The organism is Coprobacter fastidiosus, assembly GCF_982245605.1.
The window spans coordinates 1-26,771 of sequence record NZ_CEVCIF010000012.1; the positions used below are offsets into that span (position 1 = coordinate 1).

General features: G+C 39.7%; 22 protein-coding genes. 17 read left to right on the forward strand and 5 right to left on the reverse strand.

Translation table 11 applies throughout. From position 1 onward, the window contains the following. On the forward strand, positions 1-428 hold a 428-nt coding region (locus AC0UMU_RS04595), incomplete at its 5' end, for a transposase (RefSeq protein WP_473979884.1). A 225-nt stretch (positions 429-653) separates the two neighbouring features. Here the strand turns inward: AC0UMU_RS04595 and AC0UMU_RS04600 are convergent. Together AC0UMU_RS04600 and AC0UMU_RS04605 are read right to left on the reverse strand one after the other, a co-directional pair. Further along, complete coding sequence (locus AC0UMU_RS04600) at positions 654-1,544, reverse strand: bile acid:sodium symporter family protein (protein WP_288640338.1); 891 nt, start codon at positions 1,542-1,544, stop codon at positions 654-656. A gap of 261 nt (positions 1,545-1,805) precedes the next feature. Then, a complete protein-coding gene (locus tag AC0UMU_RS04605; protein ID WP_288640340.1) occupies positions 1,806-2,867 on the reverse strand; it encodes an endonuclease/exonuclease/phosphatase family protein in 1,062 nt (353 codons plus the stop codon). 452 nt (positions 2,868-3,319) lie between these two features. Between AC0UMU_RS04605 and AC0UMU_RS04610 the strand changes: the two genes are divergently transcribed. The 5 genes from AC0UMU_RS04610 to AC0UMU_RS04630 all read left to right on the forward strand — a co-directional run bounded on the left by AC0UMU_RS04610 (position 3,320) and on the right by AC0UMU_RS04630 (position 11,061). Next, positions 3,320-6,322, forward strand: a complete 3,003-nt coding sequence (locus AC0UMU_RS04610; protein ID WP_288640343.1) for a carboxypeptidase-like regulatory domain-containing protein — start codon at positions 3,320-3,322, stop codon at positions 6,320-6,322. A 19-nt stretch (positions 6,323-6,341) separates the two neighbouring features. After that, positions 6,342-7,595: a DUF5689 domain-containing protein gene (locus tag AC0UMU_RS04615; RefSeq protein WP_288640346.1), complete on the forward strand. Its 1,254-nt coding sequence runs from the start codon at positions 6,342-6,344 to the stop codon at positions 7,593-7,595. 53 nt (positions 7,596-7,648) lie between these two features. Next, on the forward strand, positions 7,649-8,860 hold the full coding sequence (locus AC0UMU_RS04620; protein WP_288640349.1) for a DUF5689 domain-containing protein: 1,212 nt from the start codon (positions 7,649-7,651) through the stop codon (positions 8,858-8,860). A gap of 101 nt (positions 8,861-8,961) precedes the next feature. Then, positions 8,962-10,341 (forward strand): endonuclease I family protein, encoded by a 1,380-nt coding sequence (locus tag AC0UMU_RS04625; protein WP_288640351.1) that lies wholly within the window; start codon positions 8,962-8,964, stop codon positions 10,339-10,341. Between the two features lie 15 nt (positions 10,342-10,356). Next, the gene (locus AC0UMU_RS04630) at positions 10,357-11,061 is read left to right on the forward strand and encodes a hypothetical protein (RefSeq protein WP_288640353.1); all 705 of its coding nucleotides are present in this window, start codon (positions 10,357-10,359) and stop codon (positions 11,059-11,061) included. Between the two features lie 128 nt (positions 11,062-11,189). On the opposite strand, the gene AC0UMU_RS04635 is transcribed toward AC0UMU_RS04630, so the two are convergent. Continuing rightward, positions 11,190-11,693, reverse strand: a complete 504-nt coding sequence (locus AC0UMU_RS04635) for an RNA polymerase sigma factor (RefSeq protein WP_009316612.1) — start codon at positions 11,691-11,693, stop codon at positions 11,190-11,192. A 452-nt stretch (positions 11,694-12,145) separates the two neighbouring features. On the opposite strand from AC0UMU_RS04635, the gene AC0UMU_RS04640 reads away from it, so the two are divergent. From AC0UMU_RS04640 to AC0UMU_RS04655, 4 genes are all read left to right on the forward strand, one after another. Then, positions 12,146-13,552 (forward strand): NfeD family protein, encoded by a 1,407-nt coding sequence (locus AC0UMU_RS04640; protein WP_288640355.1) that lies wholly within the window; start codon positions 12,146-12,148, stop codon positions 13,550-13,552. Positions 13,553-13,563: 11 nt separating this feature from the next. Beyond that, a complete protein-coding gene (gene kdsB, locus AC0UMU_RS04645; RefSeq protein ID WP_288640357.1) occupies positions 13,564-14,304 on the forward strand; it encodes a 3-deoxy-manno-octulosonate cytidylyltransferase in 741 nt (246 codons plus the stop codon). Positions 14,305-14,362: 58 nt separating this feature from the next. Next, on the forward strand, positions 14,363-15,643 hold the full coding sequence (locus AC0UMU_RS04650) for a M16 family metallopeptidase (protein WP_288640360.1): 1,281 nt from the start codon (positions 14,363-14,365) through the stop codon (positions 15,641-15,643). A 94-nt stretch (positions 15,644-15,737) separates the two neighbouring features. Further along, the gene (locus AC0UMU_RS04655) at positions 15,738-16,181 is read left to right on the forward strand and encodes a methylglyoxal synthase (RefSeq protein ID WP_009316617.1); all 444 of its coding nucleotides are present in this window, start codon (positions 15,738-15,740) and stop codon (positions 16,179-16,181) included. Between the two features lie 117 nt (positions 16,182-16,298). Here AC0UMU_RS04655 and dnaB read toward each other — a convergent pair whose 3' ends face one another. Continuing rightward, positions 16,299-17,828: a replicative DNA helicase gene (gene dnaB, locus AC0UMU_RS04660; protein ID WP_009316618.1), complete on the reverse strand. Its 1,530-nt coding sequence runs from the start codon at positions 17,826-17,828 to the stop codon at positions 16,299-16,301. 150 nt (positions 17,829-17,978) lie between these two features. Here dnaB and ispE point away from each other — a divergent pair, with 150 nt between their 5' ends. The 7 genes from ispE (at position 17,979) to hcp (ending at position 25,342) form a co-directional block, all read left to right on the forward strand. Continuing rightward, complete coding sequence (ispE, locus tag AC0UMU_RS04665) at positions 17,979-18,803, forward strand: 4-(cytidine 5'-diphospho)-2-C-methyl-D-erythritol kinase (protein WP_278716407.1); 825 nt, start codon at positions 17,979-17,981, stop codon at positions 18,801-18,803. A 70-nt stretch (positions 18,804-18,873) separates the two neighbouring features. Next, entirely contained in the window at positions 18,874-19,359 is a 486-nt protein-coding gene (locus AC0UMU_RS04670; RefSeq protein WP_122337409.1) for a ferritin, read from the forward strand. A 176-nt stretch (positions 19,360-19,535) separates the two neighbouring features. Continuing rightward, a complete protein-coding gene (locus AC0UMU_RS04675) occupies positions 19,536-20,147 on the forward strand; it encodes a nucleotide exchange factor GrpE (RefSeq protein WP_278715203.1) in 612 nt (203 codons plus the stop codon). 15 nt (positions 20,148-20,162) lie between these two features. Further along, the gene (dnaJ, locus tag AC0UMU_RS04680) at positions 20,163-21,320 is read left to right on the forward strand and encodes a molecular chaperone DnaJ (RefSeq protein WP_122337408.1); all 1,158 of its coding nucleotides are present in this window, start codon (positions 20,163-20,165) and stop codon (positions 21,318-21,320) included. Between the two features lie 79 nt (positions 21,321-21,399). Beyond that, positions 21,400-22,341 (forward strand): tRNA-dihydrouridine synthase family protein, encoded by a 942-nt coding sequence (locus AC0UMU_RS04685; RefSeq protein WP_278715205.1) that lies wholly within the window; start codon positions 21,400-21,402, stop codon positions 22,339-22,341. Between the two features lie 54 nt (positions 22,342-22,395). Beyond that, entirely contained in the window at positions 22,396-23,286 is an 891-nt protein-coding gene (locus tag AC0UMU_RS04690) for a glycosyltransferase family 2 protein (RefSeq protein ID WP_278715202.1), read from the forward strand. A 409-nt stretch (positions 23,287-23,695) separates the two neighbouring features. Further along, entirely contained in the window at positions 23,696-25,342 is a 1,647-nt protein-coding gene (gene hcp, locus AC0UMU_RS04695) for a hydroxylamine reductase (protein WP_278715200.1), read from the forward strand. A gap of 72 nt (positions 25,343-25,414) precedes the next feature. On the opposite strand, the gene mgtE is transcribed toward hcp, so the two are convergent. Then, the gene (mgtE, locus tag AC0UMU_RS04700; RefSeq protein WP_009316626.1) at positions 25,415-26,764 is read right to left on the reverse strand and encodes a magnesium transporter; all 1,350 of its coding nucleotides are present in this window, start codon (positions 26,762-26,764) and stop codon (positions 25,415-25,417) included. Positions 26,765-26,771 lie beyond the last annotated feature (7 nt).

Here is a 26,771-nt window from a genome sequence, read left to right on the forward strand (position 1 = left end):
ACGGCATATCGTTCATCGAACACCTCTCGTTCAAGGCTTTCAATGAGGGGATACGTCTGAAGGACTGTATCCGTATGCAGCAGAAACTCATGAACGTGAGGGTAAGATGTGTGGCTGCCGATGCCATATACGCCAACAATGCCAACAGGAAGTTTTGCACGAAATACGGAATATCCACTTCCTTCGTGCGCAAGGGAAGGGCGGCAAAGGATGAGCAGTTGAGAAGGGTTCTCAGAAGTGAACTCTCAAGGGAGAGGGCTACCCGGCTTGAAGGCAGCTTCGGCACACAGAAGCAGCATTACTCGCTCTCAAGGATAAAGGCACGGAACAGGAAGACGGAAATCCTGTGGATCTTTTTCGGAATACATACGGCAAATGCCGTACTGATGATTGACAAGATCAGGAACAGGACGGTTAAAGCGGTATGATATGATTTTACTGACAGAATCAAAAGAGGTCATCAGACTTCTTCAGGAAAGTCTTGTCTTGACGGATAAAATTATGTGAGAAAACAACGAAAAACTACAATAAAAATGGCATAGGAAGTGATGATGCGCCATCATCTTCATATGCCATCTTATTTTTTAGGGACATTTACTGAATATCCCTTTGAAAGAAGTCTGAAAGAGTTGCAATAAATACATTTCAGTTTATTATTGTCGTTTTTGTTTTTTCCAAAGTTGCCATGAGTTGATACTGTTTTGCCACACGACATAAGATGCTGGTCCTATGGAAGCTAAAGGATGCAGATAAATAAGTGCCATCCAAATGGCAAGCACTGTATTTTTTTGCCCCAATCCTTGACCTCCGGCGATTAAGTTATTGTTTTTATATCCGACCCATTTCCCGATAATGAATTGAGCGATACAGGCGATTAGTGCGAAAAGAGCAATTAAAATTTCTTCCTTGATATTTCCCGATCCCTGATTGATTATGAAAGAAACTGTTTTTCCCATCACTATAGTGAGAGATATAGCCCACATATAGAATGATATGCTTTGACGGTTTTGTAAGGCATTATGTGCTTTAGGAAAAAACTTCCTCAGAAAAATTGCTGCAATAAATGGCAAGATGAGGAGAGGGATCATCTGTTTGCATATAACCAGAAATGATTCCCAAAACGGCATTGTCCCGTGTGCTTCCATGAAAGAGAAGATGATGGGAGATGTCAGGGCTACGGTCATATTACTGAGAAGACTGTATGTCGCCAAACAGGCTATATCGCCTCCTAACATACCTGTGATAACGGCTGCCGCTGTTGCCGTAGGAGCGAATATACAGATAAATGTTCCTTCTGCTATCATCGAGTCGAGAGGTAACAAAAAGTAATAGACCAGCAGGCTTCCGAATATTTGTATCAATAGTAACCAAAAATGAAGCGGGGATATATTCATGTTGCGTAAAGACAATTTGCAGTAGGTGATCAACAGCATAGAAAAGATAAGGTAAGGAGTCAAAAAAGATACTGATTCGACATATTTATAAAATATCGCCCCTACTATCATAGAGATAGGCAGCATATACGTTTTAAGCTTTTGCAACATAATCATTATATAAAATAAACGAGAAACAATCAGAAAATTCCGTTATGCTTCTCTCTCTTATATTGTATCTTATAATTTTTTGATGGTGCAAAAATACGATTTATTATTGGGATACACTCAGATTATAATAAATTATTTGTTATTTGTCTGATTCTTGTGTTTTTTCGTTAGAGGATATTATAGAGTGGATAAAAAAATCACACACCCATTTAAAGAGTGTGTGATTTTGGGATTATCGAATAATCGATACGTTCTGTTTTACTATCGGTTTACTTCTTTTGCCAGATAAATAAGTGTCGGGAAATGGTCGCTATATCCGTTCAGATATACACCCCCGGCATGTGTTCTTTTGGGATATCCCTTATATTTGCCTTCTGTTTGTTTCAGAAAATCTCGGTTGAATATTTCTGCTTTGATAAATTTTAGTGTAGAGCGGTCTTTACCTAAAAAATTCTCTGAGATAATGATCTGATCGAAAAGATTCCAAGAACCTTGATAAGCTAAAGATCCGATACCTTTGTCGAAGAAGCTCCACATCGTGTTATAGTAACCACCCGGCTTAACATCTTTCTGGTCTTTTTTAGCTCCTAAAACGACTCTGCAACTGGTATTGTTCGGATCATCGTTCAAATCTCCCATAATAATGACCTTAGAGTTCGGATCTGCGGTCAAAACCGAATCTGCGATATGTTTAGTCAATGCTGCCGCTGCTTCTCTTTTAGGTCTCGATTGTTTCTCTCCGCCTAATCTTGAAGGCCAGTGATTTACGATTATATGTACCCGTTCTCCTCCGAGTATGCCGTTTACCAATAATTGATCCCGAGTACGCAACGAGGTGTCTGCAGGATATACCAATCTGAAACTATCGCTGTTTTCGAGAGTAAACTGATCTTTATCGTATATAAGACCTACATCTACGCCACGTCTGTCAGGTGAGTCGTAATGAACGATTCCATAATTTCTTTCTGCCAGTTTGCCGGTTTTGATAAGGTCTTCCACTACACCCCGATTTTCAATTTCGGATATGCCGATTATAGCCGGACCGTTCGGCAGAGGAAAAGGCCCGTCGGTAGCCAGTTGGCTGATGGCATAGGACATATTTTTCAATTTGTTGTTGTATTTCAATGAAGTCCAACGCATTCCGCCATGAGGAGTGAATTCTTCGTCCAAAACGTCCGGCTGGTCGATTGTGTCGAACAGGTTTTCAAGGTTATAAAAAGCAACGGCATATACGGCAAATTGTTTCCTCGGTTCGTTACTTTGAGCTTTTAGGGATAGGAAACAAAAAGAGAATAATGCCAGAAGTAAGCTGCATTTTTTCATAAGTCAAAATATTTAGTTTCTAATCTGTAAAATTATTCCTTACAATTTGTAACTGATACATGCATTTAGAATATGCTTTGCACAAGACCGGATTTTAAAAATCTCGTAAGAACGGCATATCATGATACAAAGGTTCGAAAAAAAAATGAAATAAACATCTCGTTTCTATGAAATTTCAGAAAATAGTGGGGATTTTGTCTGTACTTGTTATATAATTAGTTTATTATTAATGATATATCTGATATCAATTATTAATTGATAAGATCTTCCGTATTTTGAAAAAATGAGGAAGTACCGACTTTTAACACATCTGTGTAGAAAATATAATGCGAATGTAATATGAATAATCAAAAAAAATATATTAATTTGCCCAACTATTTCGCTCCTAAAAATATAGGAAAGTATGATAACGACACAACAACAACAAATTATAAACTAAACCTACGTATTTTATGAATCGAAATTTATGGCTGTTTATAATGCTTTTTTTCAGTGTTTCCGCTTTTGCTCAAAAAGCGTCGTTGAGAGGAGTACTTATAGACTTTGGAACCAAAGCGCCGGTTGCCGGGGTTAAGGTTTCTTTAAAAAACAAGAACATTTCGGTAACGTCTTCAAAAGACGGAGTATTTATTTTCAAAAATTTATCTTCCGGTGCCGACGAACTTTTAGTCGTTTCGGCAGACTACCAGCCTTACCAACAGAATATTTTGATTGGCAAGGATGAAAAAATCGATCTTGGTAATATCGCCTTAATTAGAGTAGAGAAGGCCAGTCAACAAGAAGAGAATATACAGCTTTTTGATGAATCGGTCTTGGATGATGATAGCGATACTTTTTCTCAATCATCCTCTTATTTATCCGGAGCTTCAGATGATATTTATCTGAATGCAGCCAGTTACAATTACAGTCCGATGCGTTTTTCTATAAGAGGTTATGATCAGTCGGCATCTACGACCTATATAAACGGTATCAATTTCAATGATCAGGAACGAGGACGTTTCAATTATTCGAGCCTTGGGGGACTGAACGATGCGTTCAGAAATAAGGATGTAATTAATGGTATTGAGAATGCTCCGTTTGCTTTCGGCAGTCTGGGAGGAACGACGAACATCAATACTCGGGCTACGGCATTTGCAGCCGGAACAAAAGCAAGCGTCGCCTATTCTAATCGTTCGTATAATATGCGGGCTACGGCTACACACTCTACCGGTTTGATGAATAACGGCTGGGCATTTACCGGATCTGCAGTATGGCGTTGGGCAAAAGAGGGTATTATAGAAGGAACATTCTATAATTCTTGGGGTTATTTTCTTTCGGCAGAAAAAATGATCAATGATCGTCATAGCATTTCATTGGCAACTTACGGAGCTCCTACAAAACGTTCGCAATCGGCTGCAGTGACTCAGGAGGTTTATGATTTCAGAGGTATTTATTATAATCCGTATTGGGGATATCAGAATGGAGAAAAAAGAAGTTCTCGCGTGGTGAACAGCTTCGATCCTACTGTCGTTGCCAATTGGGATTTTAAGATTACGGATAAGCAAAATTTGAAAACCGGTTTCGGATTCCATTATAGCAATTACAGTAATACGGCTCTCGGTTTTTATAATGCAGCCGATCCGCGTCCCGATTATTACCGCAATTTGCCGAGTTATCAAATCAATGATGTTCTCGGATCGTATGGACTTGAAGACCAACAGAATCACATGGATATAATAATGGGTAATGTAGATCAGGATTTAGTGGATGAACTGACCGGGCAATGGGTAAACAATAATACGGATGTAACGCAAATCAATTGGAACTCCTTATATCAGTCTAATTATTTGAATAATGTCGCTAACCCTGACGGAAGTGCCAAATATGTGTTGGAAGAACGTCATAACGATTTGATGACTACGGCATTAAACTCTGTTTATTCAAATCAGATAAACCGTCGTCTTAAACTTACGGCAGGAGTCGAAGCCAACTATTCGAGAGGTATGCACTATAAGACAATGAACGATCTGTTAGGCGGTAATCAATGGATCGATATCGACCAGTTTGCCGAACGAGACTTCACAGGGAATATGATGATTATACAAAACGACCTTCGTCATCCGAACCGGAAAATTGTAGAAGGCGATCGTTTCGGGTATGATTATAATATGCACATTGTAAAAGCCGGAGTATTTGCCCAAAATGAGTGGAATTGGACGAAATTCGATCTTTCTTATGCAGCGAGATTTACTTATACGACTTTCTGGCGTGAGGGAAAGATGGAGAACGGTCGTGCTGCGGTTATCGGAGTTCAGTCTTACGGGAAAGGAAAATCCTTGAGTTTTTATGATCCGAGTTTCAAGGCGGGATTGGTATATAAGATCAACGGTCGCCAACGTTTGGTTTTGAACGGCTTGGTAGAGACTCGCGCTCCTTATGCCGGGTATGCTTATGTCGCCCCTCGTGTTAAGGACACGCAAATACAAAAAGTCGTGGTGAATCCGAAGAATCCGAAACAGTATCGTTTGGAAGATTTGCCTTCTGAAAAAATTTATTCTTATGACCTGACCTACCAATTTACGACTCCGATTGTTAAAGGGCGTATTACCGGATTCCATACGATTACCCGTGACGGAGTAGAAGGTACAGGATACTACAATGATGAATTCCGTACATACATTAACCATACATTGTCAGGTGTAAATAAACGTTATATGGGTGTCGAAGCCGGAATCTCCGTAAAACTGAACAATAGCTTCTCTGTCGAACTGGCGGGAACTTACGGTGATTATCGTTATACCGATGACGCAATGGGGACGATGAGTGCAGAAAACGGTGCGAATCTGTTGACAGGAGAATTGCCTGTAAATGCTGAAGCCGCTAAAAAGTCGGATATTCGTGAACGGGTATATATCAAAGATTTGAAGGTAAATAACGGGCCTCAATTAGCAGCCAGTATAACTTTGGATTATTTCCATCCGAAAATGTGGTTTGCCGATATAACGCTTTCGTATTTCGATAATAATTATCTCGATTTCTCTCCTTCTCATTTTACCGAAATGAACTATTACGGCGGTACTTATCAAGATGAAGCCGGACAGGATATTCAATACAGCGGTTATCGTAAAAAAGGAACATATACTGATGCTGAGATAAAAAGCGGCAAGTATGCTCAAGACAAAGCTTTAGTAGAAATGTTCGGTACGCAAGAAAAGTTGAAAGGCGGATTTATGCTGGATGCTTCGGTCGGGAAAGTTCTTTATCTGAATAATCGCAAGCAGTCTTTAAATATTAATTTGAGCTTTAGTAATATCTTGAATAATAAAGATATGGTTACCGGCGGTTACCAGCAGGGACGTATAGCACGTAATAATAAGAGCCAGACCAAAGATATTCAGTTGGTAGATCGTTATCCGAATAAATACTATTATGCATGGGGATTCAACTGTTTCTTAAATCTCGGGTATAAGTTCTAAATTTTAGCGAAGAATAGTTATGAAAAAGATTAAATATATAGTTTGTGCATTATTGACGGCAGTATCATTTACTTCGTGTGTGAATGATTATGATGAGATCACGCAGGAAATGGCGGTTTTACCGGAAAACGATCCTCGAGTTTGGCCGGCAAATATGTCTATCGGCGAGTTGGTGGCAATGTATGACCGAATCGATAGCTTGTATGTGTTCGGTAAAGACGATACGTTACGTTATCATGCTCCGATAGATGAAGCGACAGGAAGTATAAAAAACGCTTATTATACGGTGAATCAGGGCGATGTGGAATATCCGATTATCGGAGCGGAATATGTTGACGGGCGTCTTAAATTGCCGATCGAGTATAAAGGTAAGAAATTTACCATTTATCGGGAAGAAGGAGAGACTTATAAGAATCTCTTTACACTGAATCCGATCGAAGGTCCGCAAGATATTTATATAAAAGGACGTATTGTTTCTTGTGATACAGCCTCGAATATTTACAAATATTTTGTTTTGGAAGATTTGAATACTCGTCAATCGTTGAAAGTAGCGATAGATGCCGGAAGTTTGAGCGGTGTTTTCCCGTTGGGACAAGTGGTTGCCGTGAAATGTAACGGTTTGATGATGGGACGTTATGCCGAAATGCCGCAATTGGGAGTTTACTCTTTCCGGAATGATGACAAGACCCGTTATGAACCGGGACGTATTCCTTATGCTATGGTATATGACCATTTTCAACGTATCGGATGGCCTGATAAGAGTAAAGTGACAGTACCGGAAGAAGCTGTATTGACAATGGCTGAAATTGCAACGTTGGATTCTACTTGGTACGGACGGTTGATCAAAATTGAGAATGTCGAATTTACATGGAAGAATGATCGAGATGCTGATTTAAAGACTGGATTTGTTTCATTACGGCGTTCTATCGAGAAAACCGGAAATGTAAATGCCCATCAGTTGAGTCCGGTTTTTGCACCTTCTACCTATGATATGAGCAAGAAATACAATATCGGTTATCCGATGTCTCGAGAGGTATCGGACGGTACGGGAACATTATATATTTCAACGAGTGAATATGCCCATTTTGCCGAAACGTTTATTCCGAAAAAAGGAAGTGTAGGAACGGTAACGGCTATTTTGGGATGGTTTCATGATAAAAATGATAATTACGGAGGAAAATATCAATTGACCCTTCGTTCTTTGGATGATCTCGAGGGGTTTGAATATTATAATGGTCCTCGTGAATATGCCGAAGGTGAAAGACCTCAATAAAAATAAAACAATATAAAATATACCAATAATTATAATTTAAATTGAGTTTAACTATGAAAGCAATGAGAAAATTAGTATGGATGCTTCTTGCTGTTTCGATGGTGGGGTTTACATCTTGTGACAGCGATGATGATGACTGGATCGATGATGGCGGACAAGGCAGTGGCGGTTCGGACGAAGGAGGCGTTGTTACTCCCTCGGGTAGTGGTACTTATGCGGATCCTTGGAATGTTGCCGCAGCAAAAGAAAATCAAGACACCGATTATAAGTTCGTAAAAGGGTTTATTGTAGGACAAGTTCCCAGTGGAGATTTGGAAGAAGCTCAATTCGAGGCTCCGTTTAGCGGAACCAGTGTATCTGGTGAACCTCTGACTGAAGGTCAGAATATTTTGATCGCAGCAACCGCAGATGAAAAAAATGTGAACAATTGTCTTGTCGTACAATTGAATCCCGGTGCTTTGCGTACAGGTTTGAATCTGATTACCGAAGGCAATGCGGCTAAAGTTTTGGGTAAAGAAGTAATTTTACAAGGAAACCTTGAGAAATATTTTGGTGTGGTCGGGATGAAAAGTACTTCTTATGCGATATTGGTAGAGAGCAGTGAGGAATTCGGTGCTATAATAGATCCGGATGGAGATTTTAATGTTCCCGAACTTCTTATTACTGATCTTCGAGCAATGCTTCAAGGATCGAAGATCACGATTACCGAAGATAAGAAAATTATCGGTATAGTAATTTCGGATGTCGTGAATAATAATGTATCTTCATTGAAACAAATCGTTGTTGCTGCCGAAGATAACTCTGCAGGTATTGTTTTGTATTGCAGTGAAAATAATGACTCATACCTTATCGGAGATAAAGTTGAAGTCAGAGTAAAAGATTTGTCATTAGAAAATTATGGAGGTCTCCTGGAATTGAATGGTGTACCTTTGGTTAATATTCGGAAAGTCGGTACGGGAACGGTAACTCCTCGTGTGACGACTGTTGCTGATGTAAAAAACAATAGCAGTGCATGGCAATCTACATTGGTTACGGTACAAGGCGAGTATGTTCCTGCGTTGAGTGACGGAACGTTCGGAAGTTCAAATGCAGCTACTACCAATACGATAAAAGACGGAAATGACGAGGTTAATTCGTATGTGTCGAAATTTGCCAAATTCTGTTCTACGAAGGTTCCTACCGGCACAAAATCGATTACGGGTATTGTCGATTGCTATAAAAATACACTTCAGTTAAATATACGTAGTGAAGCAGATATAAAATAAATCGCAGATTTTAAGATAACAAAAGAGCTGGCCGTTTGGTCAGCTCTTTTTATTTCAGTATATTTGCTCGCTTTATTAATTAATTTCGGAGTCATAAACCTATGTTGAAAAAATTTCGGATATTTCTTTTATTCTTATCGATCTTCAGTTTTATCCGTGCTGAAATTCCGGAGGGATATTACCCGATGACGTTAAATGGAAAGAGAGAACGGGAACTGAAAACCGCTCTTCATTTATTGCTCAAAGATCACACTCGTATCGGATATGGAGGTGGGATGGGCGGAACATGGTCTGTGTTCCGGTATAGCGATGCCAAATCGGGAGGGATAGTTTGGGACATGTACTCCAATACGGTACGTTACTTTACATCGGGAACTTATGGAGCGACGAAAGGAATGAATATCGAACACTCCGTACCGAAGAGTTGGTGGGGAGATGCGGCAGATTATAACGGTACGACTCCGCTTACACGTTTTAAGTATGAGGCATCGTATGATTTACACCACTTGACACCGGCCGATGCTGATGCTAACGAAGAGAAGAGCAATTATCCTTTAGGGGTGGTCTCTACTCAATCTTGGTCTAACGGAGTTACGAAAGTCGGTACCGGATATATCAACGGTATGCCTACGAATATATTTGAACCGGCAGATGAATATAAGGGGGATTTTGCCCGGATGTATTTTTATTTTGTAACCTGTTATCAAGACTATACATGGGTGAGTCTCGGAACAAAAATGTTTCAGAGAAACGATTATCCTACATTAACCGACTATGCCCGGAACTTGTTGCTGGAGTGGAGCCGTCAAGATCCTGTCAGCCAGAAAGAGATAGATCGGAATGATGGAGTTTATAAGTTTCAGCATAACCGTAATCCGTTTATAGATTTTCCTGATCTTGCCGAATATATCTGGGGAACAAAGACGGACGAGGCTTTTTATTTGGGTGCGGGAATTACAAACTGGCAGACCGGAGATTATTTTATCTTTCCGAGTTCGACTATCGGGGAGTCTGTCGAAAAGTCATTCAGGATTGAGGGAATACAAATTGAATCGACCGTATCGTTGATCCTTGACGGTGAAGATAAAAATATGTTTTCTTTTGCCGTATCGTCACTTTCGGCTGATGAAGTGAATGCCGGGACGGATGTCGGCGCTACTTATATGCCTTCTTCAGCTGGATTGCATAAGGCGACGCTTATGTTGGCTGCAGATAATATCGCTTCGGTCGCTGTTGAATTACGGGGAGTATCCATACCTCAAACGATAAGGCGGATTGTTCCTGTGGGGTTGAAAAAAGAATATTCTTTGAACGATTCGGAAGTCGCCTTGAAATTGAGTGAAACGCTTCCCGGTTGTACATGGGAAGGCGATGGGGTGAGTGCGAATGTCTTTACTCCGGAAAAAGCCGGTAAGGGTACACATATATTAAGGTGGAAGTCTTCATCCGGTTGCGGGTCGGTACAGGTTGTCGTTAAATGATAAAAACAGGAAATGATGAGAATATACAATATAAATTATACGGGAATAGTGACTTTATTTTTATTTTCTATCCTTTTTGTTTCTTGCAAGGATGAAAATAAAAATGATACGCCCAAAATACAGCTCGATGTTTCTGAGATTATTGTAGAAGAGGGAGAGGCTGTCGTGGTGACAGTTTCCGGAGTAGAGAGTTTTACAGCTTCTATAGCACCCGAAAATATTGCAAGTGCCGGAGTCTCGGGGAATGTAATTCGAGTCAAGGGGATACAGGCCGGTAAGGGTACTTTGACAGTAACTTCCGGAGAATATACTGTCTCATGTCCTGTGACCGTCTCCGGGGATTTTTATAAGGATACGGATGTCCGTATCGAAGGGTGGAAGAATGATATTGTATATCCTGAAAAAGAAGAGGGATATTCTTTCTCGAGAGAGAAAGGTTTTGATGCATTGGGGCTGGCAAAGAGTCGGTCGATTGTTTGGGACTATGCTCCGTTAGGGGATGATGCGACTTTTTTTCGGATAAGTGTTTCCGGTGATTTTGCAGAAGAAGGGGAAATATTGAAAGACGGTTTGGTGGTGATTCGTGAAGCCGGACAACCGGATCGTTCTCTGATTGCCGAGAGGACCGTTTTAAATAAAATTTCCGGTAAGAGATATTGGATAACATTCGAGTTCGGAGGTTCTCGACAAGATATTCGTTTAGTTGCCGACGGATTTTAATCGTTAACTGTTGATAAAACAAGCAGGGTGACTCGAAGAAAATTTATTCCTCGGTCACCCTGCTTGTTTCGGTGTAAGAGCCAATCTGTATTTCTCCGATAAAGATGAAACAGGCCCTGAAAATAGCGTTACTTATAATCTTTCAACATCTCTTGTAAACGTTGACGGGCAAAGAAGATGCGGCTTTTAACTGTGCCTAACGGCAACTCCATCTTTTCTGCAATTTCATGATATTTGAATCCCGCCACGTGCATAGAGAACGGAACTTTGTATTCGTCCGTAAAACTGTTTATTGCTTTGGTAATTTCTTTCACGGTAAAAGAGCCTTCGGGAGTATTGAATCCTGATTCTTGAGGGAGATTAAGATGATATAAATCTTCGGTTTGATCGACGATGGTCTGATTGCGGACTATGCGTCTGTAATTGTTTATAAAGATGTTCCGCATAATCGTAAATACCCAACCTTTGAAATTTATATTATCGATATACTTCTCCTCGTTATCGAGGGCTTTTAATGTTGTGTCTTGAAGCAGATCTTTTGCTTCTTCCCGGTTCGATGTCAGCATATAAGCAAAATTTAGCAGATTGTCTTGTAATCCCAACAATCTCTGTTGAAACGAATTTGAATTCATACATTCAAGAATTTAGATTAATTAATTGATATTGTCTTATATTGCTACTGCTCTTTTATCGAAGTTATTAAGATAAAGGGAGAGTTCAAAAAATATTTTCTTAAAAAAATCCCTTTTGTATAGTTAAATAACAAAAGTTGTGCTTTTTTGAAATGTGTTGAGTTTTCTTGAGGGCATTTTGACATTGATTGCTTTTTTGATGCCTCTTCTTCGAGATCTGTTTGACTTGTAGTTTTGCTCATTGTTGTAGATTTTGTTTTTTGGTTAATATAAATAATTTATGTTCAATGGTCGAATTTTGATTTCAAGACCCGAGTTTGTCGTTTTTATTCGCTTTTTTCTGAATAAAAATCGTAACTTCGGCAATGTGTTCCGAAAGAAAAGCGGATAACAGAAATAGTCTGTATCCATCTGTTGAAATCGGACACATCTTTTTATATAACGTATAAGTGATGAAAAAGTTCTGGATTATAACTATTATTTCACTATTTACTTACATTCAGGTAGGATATTCCGGTGAAAAACCGTTGTATTATAAGATCGATATTAAAAAAGAGATCGGGAGTACTACGTGGCGGTATATGCAACGCGGTTATAAAGAAGCTGTAGACCATGATGCGCAAGGAATAATATTGCATATGAATACATACGGAGGAACTGTCGTTCATGCAGATTCTATACGTACCCTTATTTTGAACAGTGCGATACCGGTATATGCTTTTATCGATAATAATGCGGCCTCTGCCGGTGCGCTGATCGCCATAGCTTGTGACAGTATTTACATGCGTCCCGGAGGAAATATCGGTGCTGCAACTGTTGTGAATGAGACAGGGGCGGCTATGCCGGATAAGTACCAGTCTTATATGCGGGCGACGATTCGGTCTACTGCCGAGGCTCACGGAAAAGACACGACAATTACCTTGTCTGGCGATACGGTTATCAAATGGGTAAGAGACCCTCTTATTGCGGAGGCGATGGTCGATACCCGAATCGTTGTTCCCGGATTGGACGATTCTACCAAAGTCCTTACGTTAACAGCTCAGGAAGCTCTTAAATGGGGATATAATGAAGCAATCGTGAATAATGTTCATGAAATAGTGACCGAACGGCTTGGTGTGCCGGAATATACGTTGCAGACATTCAAACCGTCTGTATATGATGATCTTGTCGGTTTTTTGCTCAATCCGGCGTTGCAGGCGATTTTGGTAATGATAATTATCGGAGGAATTTATTTTGAGCTGCAAACTCCCGGCATCGGTTTTCCATCTGCTGCCGCCTTGATTGCTGCCGTACTTTATTTTGCACCTTTGTATCTGGACGGACTGGCGGCAAGTTGGGAGATTTTGATATTCATTGCCGGAATTATTTTGATGATTTTGGAACTGATTGTGATTCCCGGATTCGGAGTGGCGGGTATATTGGGTATTATTTGCATGCTTGCCGGGCTTGTTCTTGCGTTGGTAAATAATGTGGATTTTGATTTTGAAGGGGTATCTTCTCGAGAAATGAATCGTGGTATTTTTACCGTAATATCCGGACTTATCTGTGCTTTTATTCTGGTGATTTATCTGTCTCATAAAATCGGGCGTAAGGGAATTTTGCATCATCTTGCATTAGATTCATCCCAATCTGTGGAAAAAGGTTTTATTGCAGTATCTTCGGAGTATATGGATATGGTAGGTCGAGAGGGAGTGACAGTAACCATTTTGAGGCCTTCCGGAAAAGTTCGCATCGGAGAGGATGATTATGATGCCGTTTCTTTATATAATAAGTTTATTGAACGAGGAACGCCCGTACGGGTAGTAAAGGTGGAGAATGCACAATTATATGTGGTAACTATCGATAATAAAGAAAAATAAAAATAAGATTTATGAAATTTATAGGGATTATTCCGGCACGATATGCTTCGACCCGATTTCCGGGAAAACCGCTTGCCGATATGAAAGGCAAATATATGATTCAACGAGTATATGAACAAGTAAAGACTGTGCTGGATCGGGTTTATGTGGCTACGGATGACCGGCGTATTTTTGATGCGGTTCACTCTTTCGGAGGAAAGGCCGTGATGACCTCCGAAAATCATAAAAGCGGTACGGATCGCTGTTTCGAGGCCTATTCCCGTATAGGAGAGGGAGAAGATGTCATTATCAATATACAAGGCGACGAGCCGTTTATACAGACTCGGCAAATAGAGGCGATTATGGAGTGTTTTGAATCTGAGGGAACACAAATCGCAACTTTGGTAAAGCCGTTTACGAAAGAAGACGGTTTTGATGCTTTGTTCAATAGCAATTCTCCCAAAGTCGTACTGAATAATCGGAATGAAGCTCTTTATTTCAGCCGTTCTATTATTCCGTATATTCGTAATTATAAATATGACACATGGCTCGATCATCATGTTTTTTATAAACATATAGGGATGTATGCTTACCGGGCAGATGTATTGTCTGAAATAACTGCGTTGCCTCAGTCTTCGTTGGAGATCGCCGAATCATTGGAACAATTGAGATGGCTGCAGAACGGTTATCGTATCAAGGTGGGAATTACTACGCAAGAAACGATAGGGATCGATACGCCGGAGGATCTCGAAAGAGCTTTGAAATATTTATAGAGTTTCTTCGAGATTTTATCTGAAAAATAAAAATGATTTATTATAGGAGATTATAAATATGCTTGACCGGAAAATAGAGCCGGAAATACATGACTTCGATTTATTAACGTTGCCTAAGGCAGATTGCCGTATTCTTCCGAATGGAGTGCCGTTATACGCGATCGATATGGGAGATCAGGAAGTGAACCGTATCGATATAATGTTTAATGCCGGACGATATGAACAGAATGTTCCGTTAGCAGCAGAAGCTGCTAATGCTATGTCGAGGGAAGGTTGTAGGGGACTGACATCTGTGGATATTGCAGAAAAACTCGATTTTTACGGAGCATGGTTGCAAAGTTCCGTATCTTATCACAATTCATATATGACACTCTATTCGCTGAACCGGAGTTTCGGTGAAGTGTTGCCTATACTTGAGTCTGTCATTTATGAACCTATGTTTCCGGAGAAAGAATTTAGGACATATATAGAACGGAGTAAGCAAAGATTATTGGTTGAACAAGAAAAGGTGCAGACTTTAGTAAATCGGGAATTTTTCGGACAATTATTCGGGAAGGATCATCCTTATGGTCGTCCGGTAGAAGTTGAGGACTACGATCGTTTGACCATAGAAGATTTGAAGATATATCATAGAGACTTTTATTGTCCTGAACATTGCAAGATCGTTATTTCGGGGAAAGTTACGGAGTCTATGATTGATAGAGTTTCCGATTGTTTCGGGCAAAAGAGGGAATCTCCGATGATAAAATCCGAGCAAAAGAATTATCCGATTGTCCGTTCAAAAGAACATTTCAGGTATTTTGAGAAACCCGGAGCTTTGCAGTCGGCTGTGAGAATCGGTATGCCGGTAATCAGCCGAACTCATCCCGATTATATGAAGCTCAGAATTCTGAATACTGTATTAGGTGGATATTTCGGAAGTCGTCTTATGTTGAATATTCGCGAAGATAAAGGTTTTACTTACGGAATATCATCTTCTGTAATCGGGCTGAAAGAAGATGCTTACCTTTCTGTGTCGACGCAGACCGGTACGGAATATGTACGGCCTCTGATAGAAGAGGTATTCAATGAAATAGAGAGGTTACGGGAAGAAAAAGTGCCTGAAGAAGAACTGAAAATGGTAAAAAGTTATCTGTCGGGAGAGTTAGCTCGTATTTTCGACGGTCCGTTTTCTATTTGTGATGCTTATATTTCTTTGATTGCGAATCAACTCGATTTTGAATATTATGACCGACAATTTATGACGGTTCAGTCTATAACGGCAGAGGAACTACAAGAGGTTGCTTGCAAATATTTTGTCAGAGATAAATTTTATACTTCGGTTGCCGGTCAGATGTAATAAAGAGTTATTTATTCTATCAGATTCGTGTTACTGAAATGATAGAATAACAAATTATTCATTATCTTTGTTATTAACTAAAAAGGTGTTGATTATGAATAAAACATTGACTATTGCATTGGTTGCTCATGATAATCGTAAGGCCGATTTGGTCGAATGGGCGGTGCATAACGCCGAATTGCTTTCTAAACATCATCTGGTATGTACCGGTACTACCGGAAGTTTGATTAAAAAAGCGTTTGATGAACATGGGATAAAGGCAGATATAACCTGCATGAATTCCGGGCCTCTCGGTGGAGATGCGGAGATTGCGGCGATGGTAGTAAAGCATCAGATAAATCTGGCTGTTTTTCTGATCGATGATTTGAATCCCCAACCGCATGAAGCGGACATTCAGATGCTGCTTCGTCAGTGTCGGGTTCATAATGTACCTATTGCTTGTAACCGTTATAGTGCCGATTTAATGATTACGAGTACGCTATGGGACAATGACGATTATGTGCCTACTGAGCCGAAATATGTGTATTTTAAAAGATAATTCGGAAAATAAGAATAGCGAGGGAGGTAAAGATCTTTTCCTCCCTCGCTATTCTTATTTTATTTCACCTATTTGAAATTTTATTCGGAATTGCAATATTGTTCGGGAAATAGATTTTTAGAACGGAACATCATTATTTTGTTGTTGCAAAAAATCTTCTGCAGCATTAGAAGAAGTATGAGAAGGAATAGGAGCGGAAGAAAATGTTTTTCCGCTGTTCATCCCTGATCCGAATGTTCCGTATATCTCTGTATCGTCGTTAAGATTTTGGAATCTTGCATATTCTCCTTTGAAACGTAATCGCACATCGCCTACAGCACCGTTACGGTGCTTGGCTATGATTATTTCTGCAAGTCCGATCAGGGAATTTCCTTTTTCGTCTTCGGTTATTTTATAATATTCCGGACGGTGGATAAAACACACCATATCGGCATCCTGTTCGATTGCACCCGATTCACGCAGGTCGGCTAATTGGGGACGTTTTCCGTCGCCTTGTCGGGTTTCTACACCACGATTCAACTGGGAAAGAGCGATGATAGGAATATTCAGTTCTTTCGCCAATCCTTTTAATGACCGGGAGATCGTACTTACTTCTTGTTCACGACTTCCGAAATTCATGCCACTGGCATTCATAAGCTGCAAGTAGTCGATAATGATCATCTTTATGTTGTGCTCTCTGACGAGTCTTCGTGCTTTGGTACGGAGTTCGAATACCGATAAACTCGGAGTATCGTCTATATATATAGGTGCATCGTAGAGGTCCTTGATTTTTGCCATTAATTGTTCCCATTCGTATGGTGCTAATTGTCCGCTTTTTATTTTCTCTCCGGTAATTTCGCACGTATTTACAATCAACCGGTTAACTAATTGTACATTAGACATTTCAAGAGAAAAGATAGCTACCGGCGTATTATAATTGATGGCCATATTCTTTGCCATGGACAGAACGAATGCGGTCTTTCCCATTGCAGGACGAGCGGCGATGATAACCAAATCCGAGTTTTGCCAACCCGATGTCATTTTATCCAAATCATGAAATCCCGATTGCAATCCGCTTAGTCCGTCTTTTCGGTTCGATGCGATTTCCAGAATGTTGAGCGCTTCTTTAATAACCGGATTGATTTGAGTGACATCTTTTTTTACATTTCGTTGGGATATTTCAAATAATTTGCCTTCGGCTTCCTGCATCAGGTCATCGACATCATTTGTCTCATCGAAAGCTTTCGTTTGTATTTCACTGGAAAAGCGGATCAATTCGCGGGCAAGATATTTTTGTGCGATAATGCGGGCATGGAATTCTATATTTGCGGCAGAAGCCACCCGACCGGTAAGTACGGTTATCGTATATTCTCCGCCGACTTCTTCCAATTCGCCTCTCCGCCGGAGTTGTTCGGTAACGGTAAGCATATCGATAGGTTGCTGTCTGAGTGCCAGATCTACGATAGCCGAATAAATAAGTTGGTGAGTATGCTCATAAAAACACTCCGGTTTTAAAATATCGCTGACGATAGAATAAGCATCTTTTTCGAGCATAAGAGCGCCCAATACCGCTTCTTCGAGCTCTTTTGCCTGAGGTTGAAGTTTCCCTAAGTCGGTGATAGACGGTAAATTATTTTTTGCAGATCGATAATTGCGTTTCTGTTCCATAAGTAATATTGAAGATGTATTGCAAACGTAGATAAACTTTTTAGCCTGACAAAATTAAGAAATAGAATCTTATTAACGGATTATTCTTCTCTATCTTTATCGAAATGTGGATAAATAATCTGTATTTTTGCAAATAAATCTTGTTAAGCTATGATTACATTTCCGAATGCAAAAATAAATCTCGGACTGAATATTGTCGCAAAACGTCCGGATAATTATCATAATCTTGAGACGATATTTTACCCTATTTCGTTGGAAGACGCATTGGAAGTTGTCGATTTACCCGGAAAAACGGATGCTTGTTTGCATATTTCGGGTTTACAAATAGACGGAGAACCGAATAAAAATTTGATAATTCGGGCTTATGATTTATTGAAAGCAAGCTTTGATTTACCTGCCGTAGATATTTATTTGCATAAGGTGATTCCTTTCGGTGCAGGTCTGGGAGGCGGATCATCGGATGCTGCATTTATGCTCCGTCTTTTAAAAGACAAGTATAAGTTGCCCGTTTCGGAAGAGATGCTATTCTCTTTAGCCGCTCGTTTAGGGGCAGACTGTCCTTTTTTTCTTTTGAATAGGCCGGTATTGGCTACAGGTATAGGAAATGAATTCACGCCGGTTTCTCTTACTTTAAAAAATTATTATCTGGTGCTTGTCAAGCCCGATATTATGATTCCTACGGCAAAAGCTTATTCTTTGGTGAAGCCCGAGCAACCGAAAGTGCCGTTGTCCGAGATTGTAAAGAAACCTGTGGAAGAGTGGAAAAATCTTATGACAAATGATTTCGAAAAAAGCGTATTTTCTCATTATCCGGAAATTGCGGAGATAAAATCCCGATTATATGATATCGGTGCTGTTTATGCATCAATGTCCGGATCGGGTTCTTCGGTTTATGGCCTGTTCAGTAATTTGCCGGAGTTGCCGGACGATCTTTTTCCCGGAAGTTTTGTCTGGCAAGGAGAGTGCCGGTATTGATGTGAACGATTTGCCCGCTAAACTGTTATAAGGTCAAAGAAGAATTTCGGAGAACTTATATAATGTTATTATGTTGAAGAAACGGGTAGAAGAAGCGCTAAATGCTCAAATTAATGCCGAAATATGGTCGGCTCATTTCTTTTTAGCCATATCCCTTCATTTTGCAGAGAACGGTTATCCCGGGTTTGCCGCACGAATGAAATATCAGCATCAAGAAGAACATCGGCATGCTTTGAGACTTATGGATTATGTGATAGAACAAGGTGGAAAGGTCGAATTGCAGGATATAGTGGATATCCCTTCTGATTTTGGTGATCCAGTAGAATCTTTTGAACAGGTTTTGGTACATCTAATGCGGATTACGGATACTTTCGATACTTTGCTTGATGTTGTTTGTGACGAGAAAGATAGAGCTACGCGGGCTGTATTGGACTGGTTTGTGTTAAATCAAGTGAAAGAAGAAGCCGAGATTTCTCAGATTATTGCCTATCTAAAGCGAATGACGAACGAAAACGGATATTATATGATGGATTTAGAACTTATTAAAAAATATTAAAATATAAAGACTGACAAAACAACCTCGCAGAGGTGACAAAAATGCTGCCGATTCCTATTTGGCAGCATTTTTGTTGAACAGGAGGTGAGGTATTTTGTCGGATGATGATAATTTGTGGAGTCATGTTTCTGAATGCTTCGGTAAAATTTGATAAGAAAAGAAAAATATAGATAGCTATGAGTGATAAAAAGAACAAAAAGAATGAGATACATGATGAGAAGTCAGGTACTCAATCGACCGAAGAGGCTGCTGTTGAAACTTCTGAAGTTCCGGAGAATGTGACAGATGAAAATCTTCCGGAGGCAGAAGATGCAGCATCAGATGCTGCCAGTTTGACAGCAGAAATAGAAGAGCTGAAGGCGCAAATCGAACAACTTAATAAGGATAAGTTGTTGTTGATGGCCGATTTTGAGAATTATAGAAAAAGAACTCTTCGTGAAAAAGCTGATCTTATCAAAAGCGGTGGTGAGGATTGTTTGAAACGGATATTGCCGTTAGTCGATGATTTCGAACGTGGTTTACTTGCTATTAACGAAAGCACGGATGTCGAAGCGGTTAAAGAAGGTATGACTTTGATATATAATAAGTTCAAAACTTTCCTTGATCAACATGGTATAAAAGAAATTCCGGCCAAAGATGAAGATTTCAATACAGAATATCATGAGGCTGTAACGACATTCCCTGCTCCGAGTCCTGAGATGAAAGGCAAGGTAATCGATTGTGTACAAAAAGGATATACGATGAATGACAAAGTGATTCGCTTTGCCAAGGTTGTTGTCGGTGAATAATTGAAAGGGTAAGAAATGGCTAAGCGAGATTATTATGAAGTGCTGGATGTTGCCAAAAATGCAACAGACGAGGAGATAAAAAAAGCATATCGTAAGAAAGCTATACAGTATCACCCGGATAAGAACCCCGGCGATAAGGAAGCTGAAGAGAAGTTTAAAGAAGCAGCCGAGGCTTATGAAGTATTGAGCAATCCCGATAAGCGAAGTCGTTATGATCAGTTCGGACACGAAGGGTTGAACGGTGCGGCCGGTGGTGGCGGATTCAGTGCCGGAGGAATGTCTATGGAAGATATATTTTCTCATTTCGGAGATATTTTCGGTGGCGGATTCGGCGGATTCAGCGGTTTCGGTGGCGGTAGCAGTGGCCGAACACGGCGTCACGTTAACCGGGGATCGGATCTTCGGGTAAAAGTAAAACTTACATTAAAAGAAATATCTACCGGAGTCGAGAAGAAAATAAAAGTAAAAAAATATGTCGGATGTAAGGCATGTCACGGAACAGGAGCTGAGAACGGTACAGCTTACACGACATGTTCTACTTGTAACGGGAGCGGTGTCGTTACTCAGGTACAACAAACATTTTTAGGTGCGATGCAATCGACGACTACATGTCCCACGTGTGGAGGGGAAGGTCGCATTATAACAAAAAAATGTAATGTTTGTAACGGAGAAGGCATCTTAAAGGAAGATGAGGTTATTACATTGAATATTCCGGCAGGGGTAGCTGAAGGAATGCAGCTTTCGATGAGCGGAAAAGGAAATGCTGCCCGTCACGGGGGAGTAAACGGTGATTTGCTGATCGTGATAGAGGAAGAACCGCATCCGGAATTGTTACGTGATGAAAATGATCTGATATACAATGCTCTTCTTGATTTCCCGACAGCGGCTTTAGGAGGGGCTCTTGAAGTTCCTACGATAGATGGCAAGGCGAAAGTCAAGATAGAACCCGGAACTCAACCCGGAAAGGTATTGAGGCTGAGAGGAAAAGGTTTGCCCTCTATTAATCGTTACGGTGTAGGAGATTTATTGGTAAATGTTTCGGTATATGTGCCGGAGAGTCTGACTACATCGGAAAGACAGGAAATAGAGAAAATGAAAGGTGCTTCCAACTTTACTCCTTCCAAGTCTGTAAAAGATCGTATATTCAGCAAGCTGAAACACATGTTTGATTGATAGTGGTAATGTGAATTGAAAATAGCAATACGGCATCTGCGATTATTTGTGTAGATGCCGTATTTTTGTGAAAATACTTATGGTAGATTGTCCCGTCTATTTTGCTCCTCTACAAGGTTATACCGATGCTCCTTATCGAAATTATTTTCACACTTATTTCGGTGGAGTAGATGTTTATTATACTCCCTTTGTTCGTTTAGAGAATGGAAATAAATTTCGGAATAGAGATATTTCGGATATTGATCCTTTGCGGAATTCTGTGCCGATTCTTGTTCCTCAGGTTATAGCTTCCATTCCGGAAGAATTACGTTCTATACTATGTTTATTCGAAAAACAAGGTTATACAAGAGCAGATCTTAATTTGGGATGTCCGTTTCCTCTTTTGGTAAAACGCCATAAAGGTTCGGGTATATTGCCGTTTCCGGAAGAAGTAGAAGCCCTTCTTAAAGTATTTTTGGAGTTTCCTGCTATCGACTTTTCCATTAAGGCGAGATTAGGATGGGAGAGTGCAGATGAAATTTTTCGCTTATTACCTTTGTTGGAAAAATATCCGGTTTCACGAGTGGTTTTGCATCCCCGTTTAGGGATTCAACAATATAAAGGAAAAACCGATCTGAAAACTTTTTCCCGTTTTTATGAACTTTGTCCTATTCCGTTGATTTATAATGGTGATCTGGTAACTTTGGAAGATATAGAGTGTATTATTGCAGATTATCCTCATCTTGCCGGTGTCATGTTGGGAAGAGGTTTATTGACCGATCCATCATTAGCTTTGACGTATAAATCGGGTACTAAATTGCCGGATAGTGAATTTAGAGAACGTTTATATTGTTTCCACAACGCCTTGTTACAATATTATTCGTCTCATTATCAGGGAGGAGATCATCAAGTTTTGGCAAAGATGAAAACTTTGTGGGAATATTTATGCCCTGATATGGACAGAAAATTAAGAAAATGTATTCTTAAATCTCGTAACTTGGATGCTTATCGGAGTTATGTACAGGAAATATTGAAGAAATAGGATTGTTTATTTGATTTTATTTTTCTACTTTTCCCGAAGAAAAGATTTATTGTTATGCTATCTGTATTGATTCCGATATATAATTATGACTGTCGCAGGTTGATCAATTCTTTGTCTGCCCAAGCAGAGAATTTGGACGTTGAATATGAGATTTTAGCATTTGACGATGGATCATCTCTTTTCTTGGAAGAGAACAGAGAAGTAAAAAACTTGCCTCATGTCGTATATCGTGAATTGGGAAAGAATATAGGCCGTTCAGCTATACGAAATCTTTTGGCAGATGAAGCTCATTATCCATATCTTGTTTTTATGGATTGTGATATGCAAGTCGTATCGGACTCTTATTTGAAAAATTATCTTGATCAGATTGGGAATGCTCAGGTGATGTGCGGTGGGCATATATATTGTCGAAAAGAAGATTTATCAAGGGATAGATTTCTACATTGGGCATATGGGATGAAACGAGAGTCGAAAATTAAAGGAAACAAAAGAGCGTTTCTTTCAGGTAATTTTTTCATTGAGAAAAATATATTCGAAAAAGTTCGTTTTGATGGAAAAATATGGAATTATGGACATGAGGATACTCTTTTCGGAATAGAATTGATGAAAAATAATATTGCAGTTTTGTATGTAGATAACCCTTTATTGCATCAAGGATTAAATACGAATAAGGAGTTTCTTGAGAAAACAAAAAATAGTCTGAAAAATCTTTTTTTGATTTATATGAATCTTCTTTCGGAAAAAGATGCCCAAAATATACGACTTATTGCTACTTATGAAAAACTAAAAAAAATACGAATGACCGGGGTAGTTCGTGTTTTAGGAAGCGCTTTAAAGCCTATTATAGAGCGTAATTTGAATAGCCGTCATCCATCCATGTTTCTATTCGACTTTTATAAACTTGCTTATTTTTGTTCAGTACTGCATTCTGAAAGGAAAGTTTGATGCGTATTTTCTGTTTTTTTAGAAAAAATCAGATACTTTGAATACAAGTAAAGAGTTTGTCCTTATCATTTTTGAAAATGTTTATTTTGAGGATGCATTATTCCTGTTTCTGTTATTTGACTGAGGGTACAAGACAGCGTAAGGCAAGTAATACCGGACATATTCATGTGTAATATCAAATTCTGTAGAGTTCGTGTATTTGTTTCAGTTGATTTCCTTCTAATTTACTTTTTTATTGGAAAATTTAGCCAGGCTCTTAAACAATCTCTAAGTATTATATTGGCTATTGCACAAACAGCAAAAGATAGAGTTCCCGTAAACATTCTTTAGAATTTGATTGTTCTTTCTTTACGGGATGAAGTGAAATATGAAAAATGGTTTTAAGCTAACCTATTAAATACAGAAAATTATGAATATGTTTTGTTTTCAATGTCAGGAAACTGCTCGGGGCACAGGGTGCACGGTAAAGGGTGTTTGCGGTAAAGACCCTCAAACAGCAGCTTATATGGATGTGTTGTTGTATGCTGTCAGGGGAATAGCTATCGTGAACCGGACTTTACGTGAGAAAGGCACGGCAGATAACGAAATAGACCATTTTGTTTTGGATGCTTTGTTTTGTACGATAACCAATGCTAATTTTGATGATGAGGCTATAATAGTACGGATAAAAAAAGCGTTTGAAATAAAAAACATTCTTGTTGGAACAGCCAAAAAGCGGAATATCGCTTTACCGGATATGCCTGAAGTCGCTTATTTTGTTTCTGAAGAGAATTATCTTGCTGAAGCTGCTGAAGTGGGTGTATTGAGTGAGCCGAACGAAGATTTGCGCTCTTTGAAACAAATGGTAATTTATGGAGTGAAGGGTGCGGCAGCTTATACAGAACATGCTTTAAATCTCGGATTTGAGGATCATGACATATATGCGATGATAGAAAATGCCCTTGCAGAAATATCTCGCTTGGATATTTCTGCCGAGGAGCTTGTTTCTTTGGTGTTGAATGTCGGAGAGTGCGGGGTGAAGGCTATGGCTCTTCTTGATAAGGCGAATACCTCTTCTTATGGAAATCCTGAAATTACGAAAGTTAATATCGGAGTAGGTAAACGCCCGGGGATTTTGGTAAGCGGACATGATCTGAAAGATTTTGAAGAGTTGCTCGAGCAGACGGACGGTCAGGGTGTGGATGTTTATACTCATAGTGAAATGTTGTCTGCACATTATTATCCGGCTTTTAAGAAATATAAGCATTTTGTCGGTAATTACGGAAATTCATGGTGGCGTCAAAAAGAAGAATTCGAGACATTTAACGGTGTATTTCTTTTTACGACCAACTGTATTGTACCTCCATTAAAAAGTGCGACTTATGCCGATCGCATTTATACTACCGGTTCTGCCGGATTGCCGGGTGCAAAACATATTCCGAATCGTCAGAAAGGCGGAAAAAAAGACTTTTCGGCACTGATCGCTCATGCAAAACAGTGCCAGCCTCCTGTAGAGATAGAATATGGTGAGATAATCGGAGGTTTTGCCCATCATCAGGTATTGGCATTGGCCGATAAGATTGTCGATGCAGTCAAGTCTGGGGCAATTAAAAAATTTGTCGTAATGGCAGGGTGTGACGGACGTATGAAGTCACGTGAATATTATACGAATTTTGCGGAAGCATTGCCTAAAGACGATGTTATACTTACTGCCGGGTGTGCTAAATATCGTTATAATAAATTGTCTTTGGGTGATATAAATGGTATACCTCGTGTATTGGATGCCGGTCAATGTAACGACAGCTATTCTTTAGTGGTTATAGCTCTTGCTTTACGTGATGCTTTGGGATTGAAAAATATAAATGATTTACCAATTGTTTATAATATTGCATGGTATGAACAGAAGGCTGTTATCGTATTGTTGGCATTGTTGAGTCTCGGAATAAAAAATATTCATCTTGGACCGACTTTTCCGGCTTTCTTTTCACCGAATGTCCTGAAAGTTTTAGTTGAAAAATTCGGAATAACGACAATTTCTTCGGTGGAGGAAGATATGAAACGTTGGATTCATGCGTAACGTAGTTTGTATTGTGTTCCCCTTATCTGCCTGAATTGGAAAGAGGCAAATAAGGGGATTTGAATTTAATTTTCAGGCAGCAAGGGTAGCGCAAATACTCATATAAATGAGCATTCCTATAATGTCGTTTGTGATGGTGATAAACGGACCGGTTGCAATAGCCGGATCTATTTTGAATTTTTCTAAAGTGATAGGTACTATCGTTCCGAAAATTGAAGCGAATATGACTACAGAAAAAAGAGATAAAGATACGGCTATGGTGACAGCATCAATACCCATACGAAACCAGTTGTATCCGAATACAAGAAGAGAAATCATGCTGGCATTGATTAAAGCGACGGCTAATTCTTTCAGTATCTGTTTCCCTGCATTGTGTAATGCTAATGATCCGTTTGCCAGACCTTGTACTACGATAGCGGAAGATTGTATTCCGACATTTCCGCCAGTCCCTCCGATAAGGGGGATAAAAAGGGCCATTGCAGGGTTTGTAATAAATCCGGTTTCGAAATTTCCGAGAATAATCGAATTGGTAAGTCCTCCGAACATACCTATCAATAGCCACGGAAGCCGGGCAGAAGTTTGTGTATAAATGGTGTCGGTAGTCTCTACGTCTTGGGAGATACCGGATGCCAACTGGTATTCCCTTTCTGCTTGTTCGCGGACTTCGTCCATGACATCATCGACCGTAATGCGTCCTACTAACCGCCCGATACTGTCTATTACGGGAACAGCGACAAGGTCATATTTCTCGAATACCTGTGCGACTTCTTCGATAGGAGTGTCTGTTTTTACCGATACCGGATCTTTTTTCATGACGTGTTTGATCTTCGATACCGATGGGTTGGTTATCATCTTTTTTAGAGGAAAAACACCTTTTAGCCGTTCATCATCATCGACAACATATACATAATATATTTCGTCCATCTCTTCTGCTTGGATGCGCATCTCTTTCAGACATTCGGGCATACTCCAATTCTCATTTACGACAACCATCTCCGTACCCATAAGTCCCCCGGCGGTATCTTCGTCGTATTTCAATAAATCGACAATATCTCCGGCCTGTTCCACATCATCGATATGGGATAAGATTTCTTCCTGAGCCTCTTCATCCATTTCACGGATCAGATCGACAGCATCGTCCGTGTCCAAGTGGTCTATAAATTGTTTAGCTATGACCTCATTGGGAAGATGTTTCAATAATTTTTTACGATCATCTTCATCTAATTCGATCAATACATCTGCTGCTTTCTCGCTATCGAGAAGCATATAGATGAATTCTGCTTCATCTAGATCCAAAGCCTGATAAAGTTCCGCAATATCGGCGGGATGCAGACCTTTTAACAGTTCTTTGGCTTTTTCTGTATCGTTATTTTTAATGATATCTCGTACTTCCTTGATATATTCTTCTGAAAATTGTTCCATAATAAAT